The organism is Scopulibacillus daqui (genome assembly GCF_016908855.1).
Classification (GTDB): Bacteria; Bacillota; Bacilli; order Bacillales; family Sporolactobacillaceae; genus Scopulibacillus_A; species Scopulibacillus_A daqui.
Map to the genome: position 1 here is coordinate 1 of NZ_JAFBER010000001.1, position 22354 is coordinate 22354.

Below are 22354 nucleotides of genomic sequence, written 5' to 3' on the forward strand. Positions count from 1 at the left end.
CGATTTGATTTTCTTATTCCTTATGGCACTTATCTTAAGGAGAAAACACGCAAATATAAAAAGGACATCAAAAACGCGAAAAATTGGACCTATCTGGAACAAGACGATTGTTTTATTTGCCCGAATGGAAGGAAGGTGACGTTTAAAAAATACCAAACCAAAAAGAATCGGTCTGGTTATGAGCAAAGCTTCAAAATATACGAATGTGAAGATTGCACAGATTGCCCATTGAAATCGCAATGCACAAAAGCAAAAGGGAATCGTCAAGTTCACTGGAATACCGTCTTCGAGGAAATGAAGGCGAAAGCAAAAGCAGCCCTTGAATGTGAAGAAAAATCCACAATCTACGCTCAACGAAAAATTGAGGTAGAAAGTGTGTTCGGTCACATCAAGGGCAATCGGTCGTTCCGCAGATTTTCATTGCGGGGTCTCGACAAGGTTCATGTCGAGTTTGGGATTGTGGCATTAGCCCACAACATACTGAAAGCAGCCGGCATCCGCCAGCTGCTTTCGAAGAAAAATCGAAAAAATATAAAAGCAAGTGGAGAAAAACAATTTGTTTTTCTCCACTTGCTTCATTTTAAGGACTTATCAGACAAGCCCGCTTTTTATGTTTGAAACCTAACTTTTTATCCTTGAGGCGAAGCGCCTGGCGGTAAAGTTGGCTGCTGCGGCTGATTAAAGAGATCTTTAAATTGCTTGTCTTTAATTTTCACATCGCCTTTTTTCACAAGGTTTTGCAGCACTTCTTGCGCAGGTTTTGCTTTTTTCTGAAGCACCGCTTGTTTTACTTCAGGTTTCAATTCTTTATAGCTGTCTTTTTTGCCTGTTAATTTAATAATGTGATAACCATACTGGGTTTTTACAGGATCACTGACTTGTCCGACTTTAAGTTTAAATGCAGCTTTTTCGAACGCTGGATCCATTTCTCCTTTTTTGAACCAGCCGAGGTCGCCGCCGCTATCTTTTGTAGCTGTATCAGTTGTATTTTCTTTGGCCAATTTAGAGAAATCTTCGCCTTTTTTCAGCTTTTGTTCGATCTTATCAGCTGTTTTCTTATCTTTAACGAGAATATGGCTTGCTTTAACTTCAGTCAGCTTGTCTTTATTTTTATCATAATAATCCTTCATCTCTTTCTCAGTCACTTTAACGCCGTCAGTTTGCGCTTTAAAGAGAAGGAGCTGTTGTTTCACATTATCTCTGAATTGCTTTTCAGTTAGGTTGCTTTGTTGAAGCGCTTGTTTGAAGGCTTCATCGCTTGGGAATTTCTTCTTGACTTCATTGACTTTCTGATCAATTTCCTTATCGGAAACTTTGTAGTTAGCATTGAGTAATTTTTCGTAAACCATTTCCTGCAAGACTTGGTTGCCGGCTTGATTTTTCAATTCTTTATAGAATTCATCATTCGTGATATCGCCGCCTTTGGTTTTAACGACAGCGCTTGAGCCGCATGCTGAAAGAACGCCGGCTAACCCCAGCATAACAGCGCATAGTAGCATTAATTTCTTCATATTGTCACTCCTAATAATCAATTGTCAATAAAAATATTCTAACTTATATAAACTGTGCTGTCGAGAACATGTGAAAAATCACATCTTTTTATATGGATTTTGTATCTCTTTATGTATTTAAAATTTTTATTTAGTATTTGTTTTGAAGTATAATTTATACTTGAAAAAGGTCTAATCAAATGCAGCATGATAAAAGGAAAACAACAAGAAATAGTACGGCAATTGCTGATACAATAAAGACATATCAGATCATTTGTATGCTTTCACACAGCTTCCGGGGGTGTTCGCGCAAGTTCATAGAGGACAATGAACGCCTCTTTGAACATGTATGATGACAATATATATGATTAGATTATCAAAACCCAATAAAAAATGATAGTCTAATAATATCGAGGTGATGAGAAATGAAAAATAAGTGGAAAATGGCGTTTTTCACGCTGCTGGGCATTGTAGTGATTGTACTGGTCCTTACGGGAGTATTCTTTTTCAGTTTTCTAGCAATTGGCGGCAAAACACAAAACATACCCAATGACGTAAAAAACAACAGCCAGCCGATATTTACCGTTCAAGCGGATAAAGAACAATTAGATCATTTGATTAATAACGAAATACAAAGGCATCAAACCGGTAATTTAAATTATTCCGTAAATATGGATAATGATGTAAGAGTGAATGGTTCCTTGGGCGTGCTGGGAACTTCTATGCCTTTTTCAATCGCCTTTAACCCCGTCGTTGAAAATGGCGATGTGATATTGAAAGAAAAAACGGTCAAATTAGGCAAATTTAATTTACCTGATAAGCAAGTATTGAAGTTTATTAACTTTGGGACTAAATTGCCGGACTGGGTTATTGTCCAGCCTGATAAAAGGCAAATTTATATCAATGTCACGAAGATTCCTTTAAATAAAGATATTGACTTTTATTTAAAGGCTAAACAAATTCAGTTAAGCAGCAATAAGATCATTTTTGAGCTGCATCAAAAATCTTGATACTGTTATCAAAAATGTGCAGGAAAGCCGCAAAGAAGCTTTCCTGCACATTTTTACGATTGTTTGACTAGTATTCTGCATCCATCCGGACCATCTTCGATAAAAGCATTAGCCGGGGCTTTAATCAGGTTATTTAAATAAACAAAGTCACTGATGCTGATGCCAAAATTTATAGCGCTAATCAAAGAAAAATAATGAAGATGCTGCGGATATACGATTGTCAATATAACCATGCCCAATGTTATGACAACGGCCGGGCTGGCGATAACTAATAGAGATCGCCGCTTGGATAATGTACCCGGAATATTGCAGTGGATAGACGGAATGATTTCATAATTGAACCATCCAAATGAAAGGGTTGCTTTCTTTCCAACCACCCTCGCTGACAGGCAATGGATCAGTTTATGAACAGGCAAGATAAAAATGATGGTTATGAGAAATATAATAGGATTAAAGGATGAGAGTCTTTCAACATGGGTTAAATCGATAAACAGCAAATAGTAGACAATAAAGAAAATAATCATTCCCATGAGAGAAAGAACATTCAAACGAATTGTTCCAAAGTCTTTTCCGATGTTGAATGTTTTCCAACAATTCATAGGTCCCACCCCGCAACATGATTCAAAATTTTTCTTTTATCATTTCGCATGATGTTTTTCTTTCCATACTTTACTGTCTTTTTTATTGAAAATCAACCCTTTCTTATAAAAAATCTTGTGTACATTTTTTAAAATTTGCCTTTCTTTATTAGGATGCTTTTAATTTTTCTTCAATTGGGGAAATATAAGGAAAATGAAATTCTCTTGATTTGGATTGAGGGCAGGGCTAAGGAAAAGGATTTCGGTATATGGTAAAGGGGGCATTCGATGAAACAAATAAAAAGAGCAATCGTCGCCTTAACTGCTGCATGTGGTTTTGTTTTTTCCTTCTTAATGCCGGCGGACGTGTCCGCCAAACCCGCTGATGCTGATTTTGGACATCCGGAAATTTTGAATTTGAGCATTACGCCTGAAAATGAGTGGCTCTATGATTTAGATAATGATCTTAATGCTTTGCGGATGGGGCTGACGATTAATGAAGATAAGAAATTAAGCGTGATCGCTTCTCTGGCTGAAGGGAAGTTATCGGATCTCAAAAAGTTAATACACATGCATAAACAAGGTCAATTGAGTGATCAATCTTATAAGATTTATATTAATAAAGTGTTCGGCGATTACAAGAATTACTTACATAAAACAGTTAAGCAATTAATTAACGAAGCACCTAATCGCGAGGTTCAAGAAAAACTGGTGAATGTTGCTCATCACTTTTCACAAGCTGCCCATTTTTCTTCCGGAGAGTTAATTAACCAACCCATAAATATGAGCAAAATAGATCAAGCCGAATTAGCTGTCAAAGTTCTGGCTGATTATAACAAAAGTGATGTTTGTAAATTGCTGGAGGAGGGTTTGGATATTAACGACATGTCATATGTCTTTGTCTTATCGGAAGTCTCAGGGAAAAGTCCTGAAGAGGTCGCAGATTTAAAATTAAATAAAGACATGACCTATACGGAAATTGCTAAGGCGTTAGGCATTAACCCCTCAGCGCTATCAATTTTAAAATGAACCGGCTTCATTAAGAAGTCGGTTCATTTTGTGACCTTTCAAACTGTTTTTTTGCTTGTTCTAATTGGCTGAGGTTTTCTTTAATATTATGAATGTGAGGTTTTACCGCTTGGTTCCATGTGTTGACTAAATCCTCAATGTCGCCAAGCGTTGATTTAATAACCGGCAGGCTTTCTTTGCTCAATGAATTGACTTGGTCCTTTAGTCTGACTATTTGATTTTTCACATCATTCATAGGTTCTTTAGCCTGTTGAACTTTTTCTTTCATTTCACCGCGAATTTCACGGCCTGATTTAGGTGTGCTCAGCAATACGGTCATTCCGGCAATGACGCTCCCGGCAGCAAAACCGCATATGTAAGATTTGGCTTTTCCCATTAATCTCACCCCTCTATGATGGTTTATGACATTATTATAATACAAACCGCATACCTTATCATTAAGAAAGGCGGGGGCGGTCATATGGTATACGTCATAATAGGCTTATTTTTTATTTTAGGTATCGGTTGTCTTTCTTATTCTTTCAGCAAATGGACAACGCAGAGGCGTTTTGCGTTTAAAAATAAGAAAATCGCTAAGGAAAAAAATCTCTCAATCATTTCAACTGTCGTTGGGATATTGTTGATTATCGTGGCGTGGTTCATTTATCGCACATAAAATATTGAAGAGAAAAACAGCCCGCCTTGGCAGACGGGCTATTTTGTACGTTCTGCTTGGTTTTCAGCCATTTCATCGCGTTCTCCTGCATCGGAGAGATCATAATCTGCAGGCATGATGTTATCAGTATTTTTATATCCGCCTGCTAGTTCTTCAACTTGGTCGGCAGTATAAAAATCTTCTGCCTTTCGTTTTTCTTTTGCCATGACTTATCTTCTCCTTTCTCGTATTATTGTGCAGTTTAAGCAGAGTTCTATGCCTTTATTTTTGGATATAAATAAAAAATCCGGCCCTGACGAACTGCAGACCAGATTATTTTAATCAAAGTATATTCAAATGCAAAATCAGTTATTGAACGATCATGTATTGTGTGTTAAAATCATGAACGGTTATACCAACATTCATTCTAATACATATGTATTAATACCCAATTTTAATTTTACAATAAAATATCGCTGCTGTCAAATACTTTCTACAGAAAATCCTGATATAAAGGAGATGGCCTATGAGCAAATGGGAGCAGGAATTTAAGATGGAACAAAAACGCGTTCATCAAGTGACAAGTAAAATCGATAAACATATTGATCAGCTTGAAGAACAGGCAGGCGTCGTTAAATCTGACATGTCCCATATTCGCAAAAATTTTTGGGATGATGTAAGGATTAACTTTGATAACCCTGATGAAGCGGCTGAAACTTATGCAAGTATAATACAGCAAGCCAAATTGCTGTCAGAAAGAGAACGAAGCCATAGACACGCGGAACATCAATTAGATATTCTAAAACGGCTCAAACAATCTCCTTATTTTGGAAGAATCGACTTTTTAGAAGACGGAGAAGATGAAGCTGAATGCATTTATTTAGGCATCGGTTCATTCTATGATAAAGAAAATGAAGAATTTCTTATTTATGATTGGCGTGCACCAATATCGAGCCTTTATTACGATTATTCGCTAGGACGTGCTGAATACAATGCGCCGGACAGTACGATTACGGGAACAATGGAGCTTAAGCGCCAGTTTATTATCCGCGACGCTAAGATTAAAAGCATGTTTGATACGGGGATAACGATTGGTGATGAACTGCTTCAAGAAGTGCTTGGCAATCCTTCAAGTTCCCAAATGAAAAGCATCGTTGCAACGATTCAAAAGGAACAAAATCAAATTATTCGCAACGAAAAAAGCCGGTTACTGATCGTTCAGGGGGCTGCCGGAAGCGGAAAGACTTCAGCCGCTTTGCAGCGAGTTGCCTATCTGCTGTACAGATATCGTGACACGCTCAGTGCAGATGATATTGTTTTGTTTTCTCCCAACCCTTTGTTTAACAGTTATATCTCAACTGTTTTACCTGAGCTTGGCGAAGAAAATATGCAGCAGGCAACCTTTCAGGAGTTTTTGCAAAGCCATCTAAGCGAATCGTTTGACCTTGAAGATCCATTTACTCAAATGGAGCATGTGCTGGCCGCTGAGGGAGGCGCGGATGATGACATTCGGTTAAAGGGAATCCGCTATAAAGCAGGCCTGGATTTTATGGAAGTTATTGAACAATATCTAAAATACTTAGGGCAAAAAGGCCTCCTATTTAAAAATATTAAATTCCGCGGCGAAGTCATTATCTCCCAGCAGCAAATCGCAAACTATTTTTACAAACTGGACACCTCGCTGCCTATACCGAACAGAATGAAGCTTGTCAGCGAGCGGCTGCTGAAAGAATTAAAAAATTTGGCTGTAAAAGAAAGGTCTAAGCCGTGGGTGAAAGAAGAAATCCAATTTCTTGATAAAGAGGAATATGCGCATTTTTACCAGCTGCTTCGCAATAAAAATCAATATACTGAAGATACATTTGATGACTTTGAGCGAGAAGAGAAGCTCCTCTCTGCTTACGTGGTTAATGAACATTTTAAAAAGCTAAGAAAACAGGTTAAAAACCTAAAGTTTATTGATATTCAGGCGATATATCGGCAATTATTCAGCGATCCTGAATTGGCCGGCACATTCGTCGCTAAAAATAAATTGCCGGAAAATTGGCCAGAGATTTCTAGACAAACGGTAAGCCGTTTAGACAACAAAATATTAACTTATGAAGATGCAACCCCTTTTCTTTATTTAAAAGAACGGATCGAAGGCTTCAAAACGAATACATCGGTTCGCCATGTATTTATTGATGAAGCACAGGATTATTCGCCTTTCCAATTTGAATTTATTAAGCGGCTGTTCCCTTTTAGCAAAATGACCGTTCTTGGCGATATGAATCAAGCCATTTACGCTCATGCTGAAAATACCTGTCTTTCTATGCTGTCTTCTTTGTATGGGGACGAAGCGGCCGATACAATCATTTTAAAGCGCAGTTATCGTTCAACGCGCCCTATTGTCGAATTTACAAGGCATTTAATAGAAGGCGGAAAAGACATTATCCCGTTTAATAGGGCAGGGAACAAGCCGGTGTTAAATCAGGCTGTTAACGAGGAAGATCTTCATTTGAAATTAGCCGGGTTAATACGTGATCTCAAGGCTCAAGAGCAACGGACCATTGCAGTGATATGTAAGACTTATAAAGAATGCCAAAAGGCCGTTAAAGCCTTGCAAAATGAAGTTCCGGTGCGTTTAATTGATAAAGATACGGCTGCATTTGAGACAGGAATTCTTGTCATTCCTTCTTATTTAGCCAAAGGTGTCGAATTTGATGCTGTTATCATTTATAATGCATCAGATGAGCAATACGGCAAGGAAAGTGAACGTCAATTGTTTTATACGGCATGTACAAGAGCAATGCATGAATTGCATCTGTTTTTTGTCGGACAACCGAGCCGGTTTATTTCAGAAGTACCGGAAAATCTTTATATACAAAATAAAGCATAAAATGGGTTATCACATTGTAGCTTAACGAGTGGCAGAAAATGATTTAGGTGGGCAACAGGATAATTCGAGTGATGCGGGCCATATGGGCGGCGGGATTTTACCTTATCCTGCCGCCTTTTTCTCATATTGGGATTGTCGTCTTTAGTCCAGTTCCTGATACTAAGCAAAAGGTCGAAAAGATTATAGAAATTAATAAAAATAAATAAAAGTAAATGAATTAACATCAATAAATGTCCCCGCATCTAAAAATGATGCGGGGCATTATTTTGCGTTCTTTATTAACCGCGTTTTGCAATATGGGTTGCTAATAGGCTCTTTCGCGACTGCCTCATTATTTTTACAATGATAGGGTAAATGATAGCTGCAAAAATCGTGTTAATAACGACAGCAGGGAGCACGGCCGCAATAAACATGGCCATAAAGCTTGTTTTTACAGGCAAGGCACCGAGAACCGTTAAAGCTGAAAGGAATACGGCACCGCTGACAGCTGTCCCTGCCGCAGTTGAAACAAGGGCTGCAGCCTTATGCTTCATCATGCGGATTAATAGGCAATAAAGAGCGAAAATCACTAAGGAAGTGATCAGTTTATCAATGATATTTGGAATGAATCCGCCGGGAATAGTGGAAGTAAATCCGGAAAGAATGCCAGCAGCCAAACCAACTATGAAAATATTGCTTCTGTCGGCAAACAGGAAGATGGCAATAAACATCATCGTCAGCAGCATATCAGGTTTCATTCCAAAAATGATGCCTGGTATTAATGTGTGAAAAATCGTTCCAATACCAAGGAAAATAGCAATTAACAAAAGCTTGTGAAGCTTCATATCTCATCTCTCCTCATCTCATCTCGTCTTAACCTCCAATAATACCCTGTGGTTTATTGCAAGGTTAGGCCGTTTTTGAAAATCTATCTTTAGTTAAATATAATATACTATAAAACGGTTAAGCTGAAAAGCTGACTGCTATGGCAGATTATGCCCCTTTAATAGCATTGGCAATTTTGTCAGCTATGTCTTGGCGGTCCTGCTCGCTGTATTCACTTTCGTGTGAATGCCAAACGGCGCCGAAACCATCGCCTTTTCCGTAACGAGGCAAGATATGTATATGGTAATGGAAGACCGTTTGGCCAGCGAATTCGCCGTTGTTATTCAGCAAATTCATGCCGATTGGGTTAAAAGCATCTTTAATGCCTTGGGCGATTTGCGGGACAACTGAAAACAATTTTGCGGCAGTTTCTGATTTTAAGCTGAATATATCTTGCTGGTGATCCTTTGGAATAACAAGCGTATGTCCTTTTGTATTCTGGCTGATATCTAGGAAAGCTAAGACATCATCATTTTCAAACACTTTTGCGCTTGGAATTTCTCCTTTAATGATTTTGCAAAAAATACAATTTGGATCGTGGGCCATAGTGATTCATCCTTTCATTCATCATTTATACGGATTTTTGACTTAATTTATTTTATCATAATAATAAGAACGTTCGCATCCTAGTTAGAGACTTGCGGCAATCTTTGATAAACTGAAGATATCGGCTAGTGCCGGCCCTTAAGGCGAAGCCGCTGGCCGGTAGAGGTCTTCGGGATAAATCACGATCTAAGCCGAACGGAAAGATATATTTTTGACAGACAGGAAACTTAATCCTTAGGAGAGGAATTATAATAGATGGAAAAAGTATTAGATGTCAGTCATTTAAAAGGCGGTTATTCTATTAATCAGCCGGTTCTTCATAATCTTAACTTTCATGTGAATAAAGGTGAATTAGTAGGGCTTGTCGGCTTAAATGGTGCGGGAAAGAGCACAACCATTAAGCATATTCTTGGATTATTGGAACCTTTCGAGGGTGCCATTCGTGTCAATGGCAAGACGATCAAAGAGGATAAAATGTTTTACCGGAGCCAAATGGCATATATTCCGGAAACGCCGGATCTATATGAACAATTAACCTTGAAAGAGCATTTAGAACTTTCGGCGATGGCTTATCAAATTGATGAAAAAGATTTTCAGAAACGGATGAACCGATTATTGGAAATGTTTCGGATGGAAAATAAATTGAAATGGTTTCCGGGGCATTTTTCTAAAGGTATGAAGCAAAAAGTCATGATCATGTGCGCTTTTCTAGTGCAGCCGAATCTCTATGTTGTTGATGAGCCGTTTGTAGGGCTTGATCCGATCGGCATTCAATCGTTTCTTGATTTAATGAAAGAAATGAAGGAGGACGGTGCGGCCATTTTAATGTCGACGCATATTCTTTCGACCGCTGAACAGTATTGTGATAGGTTTATTATTCTTCACGATGGGAAAATTGCTATTCAGGGGACGATTGATGAGATTAAGGAAAAATACGGCGATACTCGCGCTTCCCTTCATGATATTTATGTAGCTGTGGCCAGGGGTGAAACATCATGGATAAGATAGAAGCCCTTTGGAACCGCAGGCGTTCGGAATATTGGAAAATGGCTTCCCGGTATTGGAAACTGATAACTATGAACAGCGGTCTGACGTTTGTGCTTTATGTCATATTGATTGTCGGAAGCATTTATTATAAAAAATGGTTGGACACGCTGACGCCTTCTTTCCCAAGCGCTTTGTTGATTGCTTTGGCTGTGGGTATTTTTGTCATTCGGTCGCCTATAAGAACCTTTATCGAGTCAGCTGATCTTGTATTTCTGCTGCCGCTTGAAACTCAGTTAGAGATATACTTTAAAAAAAGCCGCCTGTACAGTTTTCAGCTGCAGTGCGTCACGATTATCGTCCTGCTCGTGCTGTTTTCACCGCTTTATTTCAGGATGATTAATCACAGCTTCCTCGCATTAGCGGCGTCAGCAATTTTAATTTTTGCAGCGAAGTGGTGGAATATTGACTGTAAGTGGCAGGAGCAGTATATACCGCAGCCGTTTATGATTAAATTGGTTAGAGCTGTTGTTTCATTTGGTTTTGTTTACGCAGTGGTCAATGGAAGGCTGATTTTCCTTGTGCTTATCCTCATATGCGTGATGGCGATAATCTCATTGATATCCCGGCGCCTGGCCAATCAGAGACTTTTAAAATGGGACCGGCTGTTAGAAATGGAGAACAAACAGCTCATGATTCTGTATAGATTTGCAAACTTGTTTACGGATGTTCCGCAGCTTAAAGGGAAAGTCAAGCCGCGCTTTTGGTTAAATGCGTTGACCCAATTTACTTATGGACAGCCGTCTGTTTTTAAAATGTTTTATGCAAAAACATTTATTCGTTCACATGAATACTTTGGAATGTTTATCAGGCTGACAGTGGCCGGCATGGTGATTGAGTTATTCTTGACGAATGGGTACAGTACATATTTTATTTTGCTCGCTGTGATGTATATTTCTGCAGTTCAGCTGTTAACGCTTTGGCGCCATATAACACCACAAGCGCTGGCTGATTTATATCCGATTCATGAACAGATTAAGCAGCAAAACTACTTGCAAATTTTATTCAGCTTGCTCGTAATCCAAGGGGTTTTGCTGAGTATTGCTGGAGCTGTTGCTGTCGGTTCTTTCATTTCATTTATCATTTTACTCATATTATCTCTTGCTCTGAATGCTGTTTTCACTTTAGGTTATGTTCGCGCCAAGATAAAAAGCACACCTGTTTAGGTGCGCTTTTTTGCTTTATAGGCACGCTTTTTAAGAAAAGCGTGGATCATTAAGCAGCCGCTGCATTTCTTCCATATGTTTTGTTTCATCAGCGATCATATCTTCCAATTTAACAACCAATTCAACCAAACCTAGCTTATCAGCTTGTTCACGGCGCTTTTTATAGCGTTCGATTGTATCTTTTTCCGCTTTATAAGCTTCCTGAAGCATATCTTTGGCATCAGTAACCGGCTTAACTTCAACTGGTTTCGTAGTCGGCTGGCCGCCAAGGTTAATAATTTTCTCAGATAAGTATAGCGCGTGGCCTTGTTCATCAGGAATTTCGTTTTCAAATACCGGCTTTAAAATTTGATAATATAAACCTTGGACTGCAGATGCGTAATATGTGTATTGGATGGCGGCAGAATATTCCGCAGCCAAATCTTCGTTTAATCCATCGATAAGTTCTTTCATTTCTTGATCCATGAATGATTCATCCTTTCCAACTATGATCTATTTAATATTTACCCTTACAGCAAAAAGTTAAACCTCTTTTTTAATAGATCGTTTTTTAAAATTTCCCCGCCAGCATTTTTAAATGGTTTGGCAGCGCTCTGATTGTAGCTTCTGCGGGTGTCTTAAGATGCCTTTCACCGTCACAATCTATCAGTTTTTTTGGCGATGTTTTTAACGTTAATTGCGGCGTTTGAAAATGGATGATATTTTCGTCTATTGATGCCAACATACCAGTCCTCTTTTTTAAGATGGAAAAAAGGGAAGATAAGTTCGCTTCTCTTAGGACTAGTACGTCAAGCATGCCGTCTTGAATATTAACTTCAGGCAAAAAGGGTTTTATCCCTCCTGTAAATGGCCCGTTAGCAATAATAATCATTTCTGCTTTTCCCGAATAATAATAGTCGGAACTGGAAATCTCATAGTGAAAAGTGTCATTTTCTTTTATATTTTGTATCGTGCTTAAGTAATAAGAAAGACGTCCGAACGTTGATTTAATATCTTCTTCAATTTGACTGGATACCGCGGTGATAAGGCCGATTCCCCAAAAATTAAGGAAATATTGGCAGCCGTCAAAGCCAACGTCAATATCTTGAATGTTTTGTTGAACGATCTGTTCGGCAGCCTTTGCTGGATTTTGGCTCATGCCTAAAGCCCGCGAAAAGTCATTGCAGGTGCCTCCCGGAATAATCGCAAATGCGGGACGGTCATTTAAAGGCGAAAGGCCGTTTAACACTTCATAAACTGTGCCGTCTCCTCCGGCGGCAATGATGACATCTGAACTATTTGCCAGTTTTTTGGCATATGATGTGCCGTCTCCTTTCTTTCGGGTTTCATAGAAAGAGACTTGTTTGAAACCGTCTGAAAGAATATTTTTTATACTGTCCAAATGATTTTTGATTTTTTTCTGGCCTGCATTTGGGTTAACGATGACGGAAACTTTATCCATAGACAACTTCCTCTCGTACTGCATGATGATGATTATTTTCCCTGTTTTATTATTTTTTACACGTTTGTTTGGCATGCATTGAGAAGATGTACAGGACTGAGAAATAAGAATGGCCAGTTAAAAGGATGCTATTCAGAAAGGCGCTTAATAATCTGTCCCTTATACAAGAAACATAGCGACAATGGTTGTCACTGCCAATCCAAATAATACGGGAATAAGGTTTCTCCTCGCTAATTCAAAGGCATCAACACGACAGATGGCTGCTGCCGGAATGAGTGCCCAAGGGATAATTGTACCGCCGCCGACCCAAATGGCAGCAATTTGCCCCATTGCTGTTAATGTTGCTATGCCATGCCCGAGAGCGCCGGCAAATAAGTGAGCGACTGAACCGGCAAGTGAAATGCCTGAGAAGCCTGATCCATCAAGTCCAGTAATCGCACCGACAATCGTTAATGTCCCGGAAGCGATTTCACTGTTAACTGGAACTGTATGAGCTAAAGCGCTGCCGAGATCATTGACTATACCCATCGAATGGGGGAGACTTTGCCCAAATACAGCCTTAAATCCATCGCCGCCAATATAGAAGAAGGCCGCAATAGGGATCACTGGACCAAAAACTTTGAATCCAAATTGAAGCCCCTCAATAAAATAAGAGGTTATTTTTTCTAGCCCGTCATTTTTATAAGCATTGATTGATATCATCATAAGCAGGAATATAATAGTGCCGCCGATCAAAGCTGTGGCATCACTGCCTTCCAGATGAAAAGCGATCATTCCCGCAACATCAAGCATTAATAGAATGGGTATAAGGACAGCAAAGAAAATTCGGCTATGATTGGCTAATAATTGCTGATTTGCCGTTTTTCCATTTGCTTTTTCAATATCAGATTGACTGACAACGATCCGGCCAAGCCGCATATCGCGTTTGAGCAAGAAAAAGGCGGTCACTGTTGTTACCGCTCCCATTACAATAACAAGGGGGACGCTTGCTTTCATGACCTCAGATACGGGGATACCGGCGGCGTCGGCTGTTAATTTAGGCGCACCCTGAATAATATAATCCCCGGAGAGGGCAATGCCGTGGCCGAAGAGGTTCATAGCAATAGCCGCTCCTATGGCGGGAAGGCCGGCGCGTGCAGCAGCCGGAAGCAATACAACACCTAATAAAGCAATAGCAGGCGAAGGCCAAAAGAAAAAGGAAACAGTCATCATCACAAGGCCAGTAATCCAGAAAGCCAGTGTTGGATTTTTGATCAATTTGGTAAACGGCGCTATCATGACATCATTAATCCCTGTTTTCGTCATAACATGACTTAGTGCGACAATAATTGATATTACTAAAATGGTGCTTAATAACTGTGTGATCGCATATATGAGACTGTTAAAAACACTGCTGACAGCTGTTGTAAAAGAAGATGTTGCTATCAATCCGATAATAAAAATACCTAATATACAAATAAGGGTCGTATCGCGTTTGAAAATCATAAACCCGATAATGAATAAGATAAACACCACATAAACCCAATGAACAGCTGATAACTCAATGCCCATACGCTCAGCCCCCTGTGATGCTTTAAGTTTATGTCAATAAATTATGCGATTGCCTAAATGAGCGTGATAATCGCCTAATGATATTAGGGGAGTTTTATGAAATAAAATGTCTCATATTTCCGGGGAAATGATGATAATCTGTCGGAAATAAAAATATCTTTGTTAAGCGTTGACAAATGGGCGCTTATTAATTATGATTATTCTAAATAGAATAGCTTCTCAAAGGGGAGTAGCTGTACAACTTAGGTCGTCAATTCGGGATGTTATCCTCGGCCTTTGTTGGCAACGGACGTTGTTAGCAAGACCTTTGCCATGCCTATATGGTAAAGGTTTTTATATTTTTTAAGGAAAACAGCCTTTACCATGCGGTAGGGGCTGTTTTTTTTACTGTCAGTTTATCTTTTTAAGATTTTGCACCGCCATTTTTATTTTGATAAACAAAGGAGATGTAAAATGGAATTTTTAATGTCAATTGATTTTTGGACGGGATTGTTGCTGATTGTCGGCATTGATTTAATTCTTGCAGGAGATAATGCGATTGTTATTGCCTTAGCAGCGAGACGTGTACCGAAAAATCAGCAAAAGAAAGCCATTTTGTGGGGAAGTATGGGCGCTGTTGCTGTTCGGGCTTTAGCTACCTTAGTTGTTGTCTGGCTGTTAAAAGTGCCTGGACTGCATTTCATCGGCGGTTTGCTATTAGTTTGGATCGCTTATAAGCTGTTAGCAGACGACAAAGATCATAGTCATATAAAAGCAGAAAACAGTTTATTAGGCGCGGTTCGAACGATCATCATTGCCGATGCGCTAATGGGGCTTGATAATGTGTTGGCAGTGGCCGGTGCCGCTCACGGCAGCTATTTGTTAGTCATTTTAGGGCTCATTATAAGTGTGCCAATGATCATGGGAGGCAGCACAATTTTTCTTAAATTAATGAATCGGTATTCTTGGATTATTTATGCAGGATCAGCTATCCTTGCTTTTACCGCCGGCAAGATGTTGACGAGCGAACCGCTTATCGATCAATTTTTTAGCGATTTGCCGCTAATGAAATGGATTCTTATTATAATTATGATCATTGCGGTGCTTTTGTTAGGAAAAAGAACCAATGATAAGGTCAAACGATATCGTCAAACCGCTTAAGTGAATGCCGAAAAGTGAATCATAAACCTTAAACATCTGTCTCAAAAAAGCCAAGCAGATAAAAAGATCTTTCTCTTTTTATCTGCTTGAACTATTCTGAGAACCAAAAGGTTATTCAGTTACCAATCTTATGCTGCAGTAGTTCCTGATCAATTACTTCCTCACTTGAATTAATGGCCAAATAAGCGCTTTTTTGCGCGAAGCATAATGAAATACCGGCTTATCATCAGGCAATGTGATTCCTTGTGAAGAAACGAGTGTATTCGTTAAAATTTCCCCTTCGGCTTTTTGCAGTTCCCACTTTTCATGATGAATATCGCATCGGTACAGTTTATTTCTATATGTCGTATAGAAGCAGTACCGCTCCGTCAGCCATTCATCCAGTGAGCCTTTTTCCGATTTGTAAGTTGTATGATCTGAAGAAAATGATCCCTCAAACTCGCCATCTAAACGATTTGTATCTTGACGGCTGCTTTTATAAGTGATGATGCCATTCTTTTTAGCGACATCTATTTTTGAAAAAAAATAAGGCAGCCGGGCAGCTGTTCGCGCAGCAACAGATGCCATCCAATGACCTGCATCAAGGCTGAAAAAGTAAACACCCGGTTTATTATTATATGTAACGTAAGTCCGGACATTGATTTCAGGGAATGCGCTGGAAAAAGGAATTGAGAATATGTCTCTAACTTTGAAATCTGTAATATGAAAGGGGACGATGCCGATCCATGCCCGTCCGTTAAATGTGTCAATGTATAATGGCTTTGGCACTTTATCTCTTATATCATCGAAATCTACTGGCCAGTGGATAAAAAACACATCATTCCATGTTTGCGTCATTATCCAAGGGCGAATGGGCAAAGGGTACGGCCGGTGGTTGGTTTGCATTTTCATCATTTGTAACCTCAAAATAGCCATTTTTCTTTAAAAAAGAACCAAAAAACACAAAATTTTGGCTCCTCAATAATATATTGTCTGCACTAAAAAAGCGATAGTATATGTCGAATATAAAAGGGAGCGTTTGACGCACCCCCGGCGTTTTTTACTGGGATAGCAGGATTCGAACCTGCGCATAACGGAGTCAAAGTCCGTTGCCTTACCGCTTGGCTATATCCCATCGTTGACATTTTTAAGATAGCCGCGTTAATAATAAATTATACGTCAAAATTCGATTGGATTTAAATTCATGTTTTGGAGACTATTGAAGAAAATAAAGGAAATAGATCGTTTTTTTAGGGAGGTGAAGGTTTGCTGAAAAAAGTTCTGATTGCTTTTGAACTGATTTTAGGGGTCTTTATCTTAGGAATTTTTGGCTATATTGTTATCATTTTTGCCGGAGACTTAATGATTAACAAACAAGACCTTGTGATGGATACTGCATCGAAAATTGTCGATGAAAACGGTCATACGATTTCGAGTTTATTTATAGAAAACCGAAAGCCTGTCTCTATCGACCAAATTCCAAAACACGTTCAAGAAGCTTTTGTTTCGGCTGAAGATACACGCTTTTATAAACATCATGGGATTGATGTCAGAGGCATTTTCCGGGCGCTTGGAAAAGATATTTTAACAGGAAGTAAAGCGCAAGGGGGAAGCACAATTACCCAGCAATTAGCGAAACGGGTGTTTTTAACGAGCCAGAAATCGGTGTTTAGAAAGGTAAAAGAGATGATTATTGCGCTCACGCTTGAAAGGCGCTACAGCAAGCCGCAAATTTTGGAGATGTATCTTAACCAAGCCTATTTCGGGGAAGGGGCTTACGGCATTCAAGCCGCGTCAAAATACTTTTTTAATAAAGATGTCAGTGATTTGACGGTTGAAGAAGGAGCGACGCTTGCAGCTTTAATGAAATCGCCGGTGCAGTATTCTCCGGTTGCTCATCCAAAACAATCATTGGAGCGCAGAAATTTAATTCTATCGTTAATGGCTAAACAAGGCTATATTTCGCCTCAAGAAGCAGTAAGGCTGAAAGGGAAGACGCTTGGGCTGAATATTGAAAAGAAAACCGACCAGCCGGAATATTACACTTATATTGATATGGTTTTGGATGAGGCTAAAAAGAAATATCATCTTTCTAATAGAGAAGTTTTAACAGGCGGATATAAAATTGTTGTACCGATGGATATCGAGGCTCAAAAAGCTTCTTATGAACGCTTTAAAGATAACAAGTATTTTCGCGGGTCAAACCCTCATCAGTCTCCGCAGGGCGCTTTCGTCTTAATGGATCCAAAAACAGGCGGAGTCATGGCTGTTCAAGGCGGACGGGATTATGTCAGAAAAGGGCTGAATCGTGTGGATATCAAAAGACAGCCCGCATCAACCTTCAAACCTTTGGCTGTATACGGGCCAGCGCTCGATTCAGGAAAATATCAGCCATACTCGCTTTTAACCGATAAAAAAATAACGTATCACAAATATCACGACTATACACCGACAAATTATAATCATGTGTACACCGGAAAAATGACGATGTATGATGCTTTGACGATTTCTGCTAATGCACCGGCCGTATGGTTGTTAAATCAAATGGGTGTAGATTACAGCAAACAATATCTTGACAAGTTGGGATTAAGAATTCCTGACCGGGGTCTTGCGATTGCACTTGGCGGTCTCAAAGAAGGTGTAACGCCGCTGCAATTGACGGAAGCTTTCAGTTCATTTCCAAATAACGGAACTAAGGTGAAGCCCTATTTTATTCAGGCCATTTATGACAGCAATGGCGACTTAGTTGCCCATGCTAAAACGGATACAACGAAAGTCTTTCGCAAGCAGACAGCTTGGTATATGACGGAAATGCTTAGAAATGTCGTTAAAAACGGAACCGGAAAACAAGGGCATGTCAATACCGCGCTTGCAGGAAAGACGGGATCGACAGCTTATGGAACAAAAGGTCTGGGAAACGCGTGGTTTGCCGGCTACACACCGCGGGCTGTCGGCGCTGTATGGATTGGATATGATAAAACAACGAAAGAACAATATTTAACAGGCGGAAGCGGAGATGCGGCGATGTTATTTAAAGATATTATTAACGATTTGCCTGACCAACAAAATCTCTCATTCCATAAACCATCGGGTGTGGACAGTTTGGATACACCGATCCGGTTAGGGAAAATAACGGACTTAAGGGCTGACGGCACGATTGGCCATATGGGGCTGCCGGCGGTCAAGCTGACTTGGACGCCTCTTAAGGATGATCGCGTTGTTTATCATATTTATCAAATGAAAGATGGAACGAAAACTCAGATTGGCGAGGTAACAGGTAAGGGTGAATTTGTTGCCGACTATATTAATCCTCTGCATTCAGGTTCATTTGAAGTGGTGCCATATAATCCGCAAACGAAGCATGAAGGAAAACCATCTTCTAAAGAAAAAGTAGATTGGGTGCCAAAGTTTTTGCGAGGGTAATAAAATTGGAAAACATATTTTAAAAAAATGATAATAAAAAAATCCGATTTCTGCTTACAAGCTGGAAATCGGATTTTTTAATGATAGACAGCATGTTTGATTAAAAAATCATTAAATTTTTCGTATTCCTCAAAGTGAGGCGAGTGAGCGGAATGTTCAAACCAAATATAACCCTTTTGCGGCGCTTTAAGGACTTTAAAATAGGCTTCAGCCAACTCAAACGGCGTGAGATAATCGTGTCTGCCGATGCAAAAAAAGACCGGCACTTGCACTTCTGTCACTTGTTCAGCAAGATTAATCGTGCTCATTTCCTTGTACATATGGCTCATGCTGAATTTCTGGCCTTTAATATGTTTGAAAAGGTCGGTCAAATGATATTCAGGATTAAAAAGCATATGTTTTGAAAATTTAGCCATTAATTGTTTTTGCTTATAGAGACCGCCGAATTTTTTAAGCCATTTTTGGTGAATGCGTTCGTGTTTAACTTGATGCCAAGGCGGTTCGCCAATGGATTGAAGCTCGCAAATAGCCTTTTTATTTTGGCTTTCTTCAGCGCAGCGCAATGTATATTTATAAGAAATAAAGTCGCCTTTGTTTATATCCGCAACTTGACCGACGCCAAAATAGGCGTAGAACCATTCCGGGCGTTTTTGAACGGCTAACATGCCAATGATTGAACCCCAAGAATGGCCGACTAGATAAACTTTTTCATGCTTAAATGTTTTAAGCAGCCATTGGACAATTTCCAATAAGTCTGAGACAAATTGATTAATGGTCATCGAAGCTGCCGTTAAATGTTTAGAATAGGATAATCCGGCACCGCGCTGATCCCAGTTAACGACAATGAAATGTTTTTCAAGATCGCTTTGAAAAGGGCGGGCAAATCCAATTTGCGCAGCTCCGGGACCGCCGTGCACAAAGAGCAGGATAGGATTTGAGCGGTTAGCGCCGCGCATCAATATCCATTGATCGGCTCCGCCGATGGTTATTTTTTTTAGCGCTGTAATCCCTTTATGATGTTTTTTTTCTTTTGGTGTTTTTCTTGTCAGCATCATTTAATCTCCTATTAGATGATGTTCGAAATGCTTGCCGTACAAGAGGCCTTTGCCAAAGATATTCAAAAAATCTCTCGTTCTTCTCGTTTCGGCGCCAGTTTAGGGAAAGCTATTGTTCCTAAATATAAGCCTTTCATATATATACTAACATTATTTATATATAAAATATAAAACCCCCGGGTTCCGGAGGCTTTATATGATAGAATATTTAATTAGCGCTGAGTTGGCGATGCTGATTGGTTCTCATTTTCATTGATGCTGCTTATTGTGGATATTTTGACTAACGGTGCATTGGTCCTGGTTTGGCCCATTGGTGTGCAAAGTGGTCAGCTAATGAAGCAACATCCGGCACACCGAGCCCTGTCGCTTGATTATAAACAGTGCCTTTGGTACCTGTATAGAATAGATTGTCGTTTGTTAATCCGGTTGTATTTAACGGTTTAAACGGTGAATCTTTTTCTTTAGCAAATTGATAGATTTGCGGGTTCCAAAAACCGACCTGAGTATGGTAAGCGCTGTTGATTAATGCGGTTAATCCGTTAAGCTGCGGCGACACGAAGCTTGTCCCGCCGTATACGGCCCATTTACTGTTTGAGCCAGGTTTGCCCGGATCGCTCACATATACTTTATATCCCGAATATGGGTCAGCATTCATTGAAACGTCAGGCATGTTTCTTCCTTTTCCAGTGCCTTTAACAATTTTTGGCGTTACCCGGTTAACAGATGTGTAATCACTGCTTGGTTCCCATTGTTTAACAGCCGTGTACGAATTAACGCCGGGTACGCCTTTCTGATAGTCAGGCGTAGCAAAGAAGGTGCTGAAACCGCCGCCTCCGCCGGAAAAGTATTTTTTCGCCCAGCCCTCTGGGTTATTATAGCCTAATGAATCAAAGTATTTATACAGATAGTCCCAGCCCCATGCACGTTCTTTATCGACAGAAACCTTAACTCCGGTATTTGTTGTTGTATGCCATGGCAATGTTGTTCCGCCGGCAGCAGTTACATATGGGCTGTCGGCTGGATTATCGACAGACAGCTGAAAAGTGCCGGGGGTTCTGGTCGCATCATAAGCAGCCGCATCCCCTGCTGCTGCGAACATGGATATGCCTTGGGCAGCAGCCTGCATGTAAAGTTGATTGAAGACTTCAGCGTACTCAGGCGATTCTACCTTCTGCTTAACCGAATCAATAATGGCGGTTTCACTGAGTCCCCAGCTGACAGAAATTTGTTTAGCCTTATTATCGTTAATAGCTTTTGCGTATGCGTCGACAAATCCAGGATCAGTATTTGGACCGACATAGACATTAATGTTCGACATAGGAGCAAGCGCCCCGGATTGTTCAACATCAAGCGTTGTTTCATCATAACCGTTCCAATCGGACCCGCCGTCAACATCGGTTACTTTAATGCGGTTTGGTTTAACTTTAATGCCTTCTTTTTTCCAGAACGAATAAGCATCTTCAGGATTAAAATCAGCCAGCGTAACGATACCGATGGTTTGTCCTTGTCCTTTAGCGCCTTTATCGTACAGCGGCTGTACATTGTAGTGCTTAATTAAATCTTTTGGTTCCAAACTAAGAGGCCCTTTTGGAGAATGGCCTTTTTGTTTAATAGATACAGGCCTTTTAACAGCGAGTGATTTAAAGTCCGAATAATCGCTCAGCCCCAAAATTGCGAGAATATGATCGGCCACTTCCTGAGGTGCTTTAGGCTGTTTCTTTGTTGCGTGGAAGCGTTTTCCATTGAATTTTGCTTTTTTGATATCGACGCTGAAAGCTTTATTAAATTGGTCAACGGTTCCGGTAGCAGTAATAACGAGATTATTATCATATACTTTACTGGAAATGCCGAATTTGCGGAGATAATGGGTTACAGCTTTAACTTCATTGGGATGGGCCCCATACTTTGCCTTAAATTGATGAGTATTTAAATACTTTCGGTACTTATGGGCGCCAGGCGTAACTGTTTCATTAATATAATGCTGAAGTGCTTTTTTATTGTGCAGTTTCATTATGATATCAACGGTCATTTTTGTGTTTGGATCAAGATCGCCAAAATAGTTTGCATTTTGAAGTACTGCTGAGCCAGTGCCTTGCGGGATAGACTGAACTTTTGATGTATGAGCGGATGCAAGAGATGGCGCAGCACCGAGCAGCAGTGTTCCGGCAGCAACAACCGACAACACTTTATTTGTTATTTTCTTCACCGGTGTTCACCTCTCAAATCATAATTTAAATCAGACCTTCTTGAAAAATAAAGCAAATCTGTTAAATGATTAAAATCTATCATTTATCCCCCCTTCACCCATTTTTAAAATAGTCTGAATATATTACCATCATACACCAATTAATGGAGAACAAGAAATAGTGATAATGGACTAATAAACCGATAGAAAACGCTGTAATAATACAAAAGAACTAGTCTTTTTGTTGCGTAAACGCATTGAAACATTATCCGATGCCTACAATAAGGTTGGTATGATGATTTAAAAGAGATTAATTAAGGGAATTTAAGGAAAAAACAGGT

At 39.7% G+C, this 22354-nt stretch carries 22 protein-coding genes and 1 tRNA gene; 10 read left to right on the forward strand and 13 right to left on the reverse strand.

Features of this window, described 5'->3' with window-relative positions; genetic code table 11:
* On the forward strand, nt 1-618 hold a 618-nt coding region (locus JOD45_RS00005), incomplete at its 5' end, for a transposase (protein WP_205001751.1).
* An 11-nt stretch (nt 619-629) separates the two neighbouring features.
* Here JOD45_RS00005 and JOD45_RS00010 read toward each other — a convergent pair.
* Nucleotides 630-1511 (reverse strand): peptidylprolyl isomerase, encoded by an 882-nt coding sequence (locus JOD45_RS00010; RefSeq protein WP_205001752.1) that lies wholly within the window; start codon nt 1509-1511, stop codon nt 630-632.
* Nucleotides 1512-1915: 404 nt separating this feature from the next.
* Here JOD45_RS00010 and JOD45_RS00015 point away from each other — a divergent pair, with 404 nt between their 5' ends.
* On the forward strand, nt 1916-2500 hold the full coding sequence (locus JOD45_RS00015; RefSeq protein ID WP_205001753.1) for a YpmS family protein: 585 nt from the start codon (nt 1916-1918) through the stop codon (nt 2498-2500).
* A 53-nt stretch (nt 2501-2553) separates the two neighbouring features.
* On the opposite strand, the gene JOD45_RS00020 is transcribed toward JOD45_RS00015, so the two are convergent.
* Nucleotides 2554-3099: a DUF3267 domain-containing protein gene (locus tag JOD45_RS00020; protein ID WP_205001754.1), complete on the reverse strand. Its 546-nt coding sequence runs from the start codon at nt 3097-3099 to the stop codon at nt 2554-2556.
* 267 nt (nt 3100-3366) lie between these two features.
* Between JOD45_RS00020 and JOD45_RS00025 the strand changes: the two genes are divergently transcribed.
* A complete protein-coding gene (locus JOD45_RS00025; protein ID WP_205001755.1) occupies nt 3367-4107 on the forward strand; it encodes a hypothetical protein in 741 nt (246 codons plus the stop codon).
* A gap of 10 nt (nt 4108-4117) precedes the next feature.
* Here JOD45_RS00025 and JOD45_RS00030 read toward each other — a convergent pair whose 3' ends face one another.
* Nucleotides 4118-4483 (reverse strand): YtxH domain-containing protein, encoded by a 366-nt coding sequence (locus tag JOD45_RS00030; RefSeq protein WP_205001756.1) that lies wholly within the window; start codon nt 4481-4483, stop codon nt 4118-4120.
* 84 nt (nt 4484-4567) lie between these two features.
* Between JOD45_RS00030 and JOD45_RS00035 the strand changes: the two genes are divergently transcribed.
* Nucleotides 4568-4762, forward strand: coding sequence for a hypothetical protein (locus JOD45_RS00035; protein ID WP_205001757.1), 195 nt, complete (start codon nt 4568-4570; stop codon nt 4760-4762).
* Nucleotides 4763-4800: 38 nt separating this feature from the next.
* Here JOD45_RS00035 and JOD45_RS00040 read toward each other — a convergent pair whose 3' ends face one another.
* On the reverse strand, nt 4801-4968 hold the full coding sequence (locus JOD45_RS00040) for a hypothetical protein (RefSeq protein WP_205001758.1): 168 nt from the start codon (nt 4966-4968) through the stop codon (nt 4801-4803).
* Nucleotides 4969-5267: 299 nt separating this feature from the next.
* Here JOD45_RS00040 and helD point away from each other — a divergent pair, with 299 nt between their 5' ends.
* Entirely contained in the window at nt 5268-7619 is a 2352-nt protein-coding gene (gene helD / locus JOD45_RS00045) for an RNA polymerase recycling motor HelD (RefSeq protein WP_205001759.1), read from the forward strand.
* Nucleotides 7620-7687: 68 nt separating this feature from the next.
* Nucleotides 7688-7825, forward strand: coding sequence for a hypothetical protein (locus tag JOD45_RS00050; protein ID WP_205001760.1), 138 nt, complete (start codon nt 7688-7690; stop codon nt 7823-7825).
* A gap of 72 nt (nt 7826-7897) precedes the next feature.
* On the opposite strand, the gene JOD45_RS00055 is transcribed toward JOD45_RS00050, so the two are convergent.
* On the reverse strand, nt 7898-8443 hold the full coding sequence (locus tag JOD45_RS00055; RefSeq protein WP_205001761.1) for a tryptophan transporter: 546 nt from the start codon (nt 8441-8443) through the stop codon (nt 7898-7900).
* 148 nt (nt 8444-8591) lie between these two features.
* Entirely contained in the window at nt 8592-9029 is a 438-nt protein-coding gene (locus JOD45_RS00060) for an HIT family protein (RefSeq protein WP_205001762.1), read from the reverse strand.
* 255 nt (nt 9030-9284) lie between these two features.
* On the opposite strand from JOD45_RS00060, the gene JOD45_RS00065 reads away from it, so the two are divergent.
* A complete protein-coding gene (locus tag JOD45_RS00065) occupies nt 9285-10037 on the forward strand; it encodes an ABC transporter ATP-binding protein (protein ID WP_205001763.1) in 753 nt (250 codons plus the stop codon).
* Nucleotides 10025-11239: an ABC transporter permease gene (locus JOD45_RS00070; protein ID WP_205001764.1), complete on the forward strand. Its 1215-nt coding sequence runs from the start codon at nt 10025-10027 to the stop codon at nt 11237-11239. The genes JOD45_RS00065 and JOD45_RS00070 overlap by 13 nt, the downstream gene beginning before the upstream one ends.
* Nucleotides 11240-11269: 30 nt before the next feature.
* Here JOD45_RS00070 and JOD45_RS00075 read toward each other — a convergent pair whose 3' ends face one another.
* The 3 genes from JOD45_RS00075 to JOD45_RS00085 all read right to left on the reverse strand — a co-directional run bounded on the left by JOD45_RS00075 (nt 11270) and on the right by JOD45_RS00085 (nt 14231).
* Nucleotides 11270-11704, reverse strand: coding sequence for a ferritin-like domain-containing protein (locus JOD45_RS00075; RefSeq protein WP_205001765.1), 435 nt, complete (start codon nt 11702-11704; stop codon nt 11270-11272).
* 85 nt (nt 11705-11789) lie between these two features.
* The gene (locus JOD45_RS00080; RefSeq protein WP_205001766.1) at nt 11790-12680 is read right to left on the reverse strand and encodes a diacylglycerol/lipid kinase family protein; all 891 of its coding nucleotides are present in this window, start codon (nt 12678-12680) and stop codon (nt 11790-11792) included.
* A 159-nt stretch (nt 12681-12839) separates the two neighbouring features.
* A complete protein-coding gene (locus JOD45_RS00085) occupies nt 12840-14231 on the reverse strand; it encodes a hypothetical protein (RefSeq protein WP_205001767.1) in 1392 nt (463 codons plus the stop codon).
* Nucleotides 14232-14684: 453 nt separating this feature from the next.
* Here JOD45_RS00085 and JOD45_RS00090 point away from each other — a divergent pair, with 453 nt between their 5' ends.
* The gene (locus JOD45_RS00090) at nt 14685-15371 is read left to right on the forward strand and encodes a TerC family protein (RefSeq protein ID WP_205001768.1); all 687 of its coding nucleotides are present in this window, start codon (nt 14685-14687) and stop codon (nt 15369-15371) included.
* Between the two features lie 153 nt (nt 15372-15524).
* On the opposite strand, the gene JOD45_RS00095 is transcribed toward JOD45_RS00090, so the two are convergent.
* Both JOD45_RS00095 and JOD45_RS00100 read right to left on the reverse strand, forming a co-directional pair.
* On the reverse strand, nt 15525-16265 hold the full coding sequence (locus tag JOD45_RS00095; protein WP_239548966.1) for a YqjF family protein: 741 nt from the start codon (nt 16263-16265) through the stop codon (nt 15525-15527).
* Between the two features lie 148 nt (nt 16266-16413).
* Nucleotides 16414-16485, reverse strand: a tRNA-Gln gene (locus JOD45_RS00100).
* Between the two features lie 131 nt (nt 16486-16616).
* On the opposite strand from JOD45_RS00100, the gene JOD45_RS00105 reads away from it, so the two are divergent.
* Nucleotides 16617-18773 (forward strand): transglycosylase domain-containing protein, encoded by a 2157-nt coding sequence (locus tag JOD45_RS00105; protein ID WP_239548967.1) that lies wholly within the window; start codon nt 16617-16619, stop codon nt 18771-18773.
* Between the two features lie 77 nt (nt 18774-18850).
* On the opposite strand, the gene JOD45_RS00110 is transcribed toward JOD45_RS00105, so the two are convergent.
* Both JOD45_RS00110 and JOD45_RS00115 read right to left on the reverse strand, forming a co-directional pair.
* On the reverse strand, nt 18851-19825 hold the full coding sequence (locus tag JOD45_RS00110) for an alpha/beta fold hydrolase (protein WP_205001769.1): 975 nt from the start codon (nt 19823-19825) through the stop codon (nt 18851-18853).
* A gap of 283 nt (nt 19826-20108) precedes the next feature.
* The gene (locus JOD45_RS00115) at nt 20109-22034 is read right to left on the reverse strand and encodes a protease pro-enzyme activation domain-containing protein (protein ID WP_205001770.1); all 1926 of its coding nucleotides are present in this window, start codon (nt 22032-22034) and stop codon (nt 20109-20111) included.
* Nucleotides 22035-22354 lie beyond the last annotated feature (320 nt).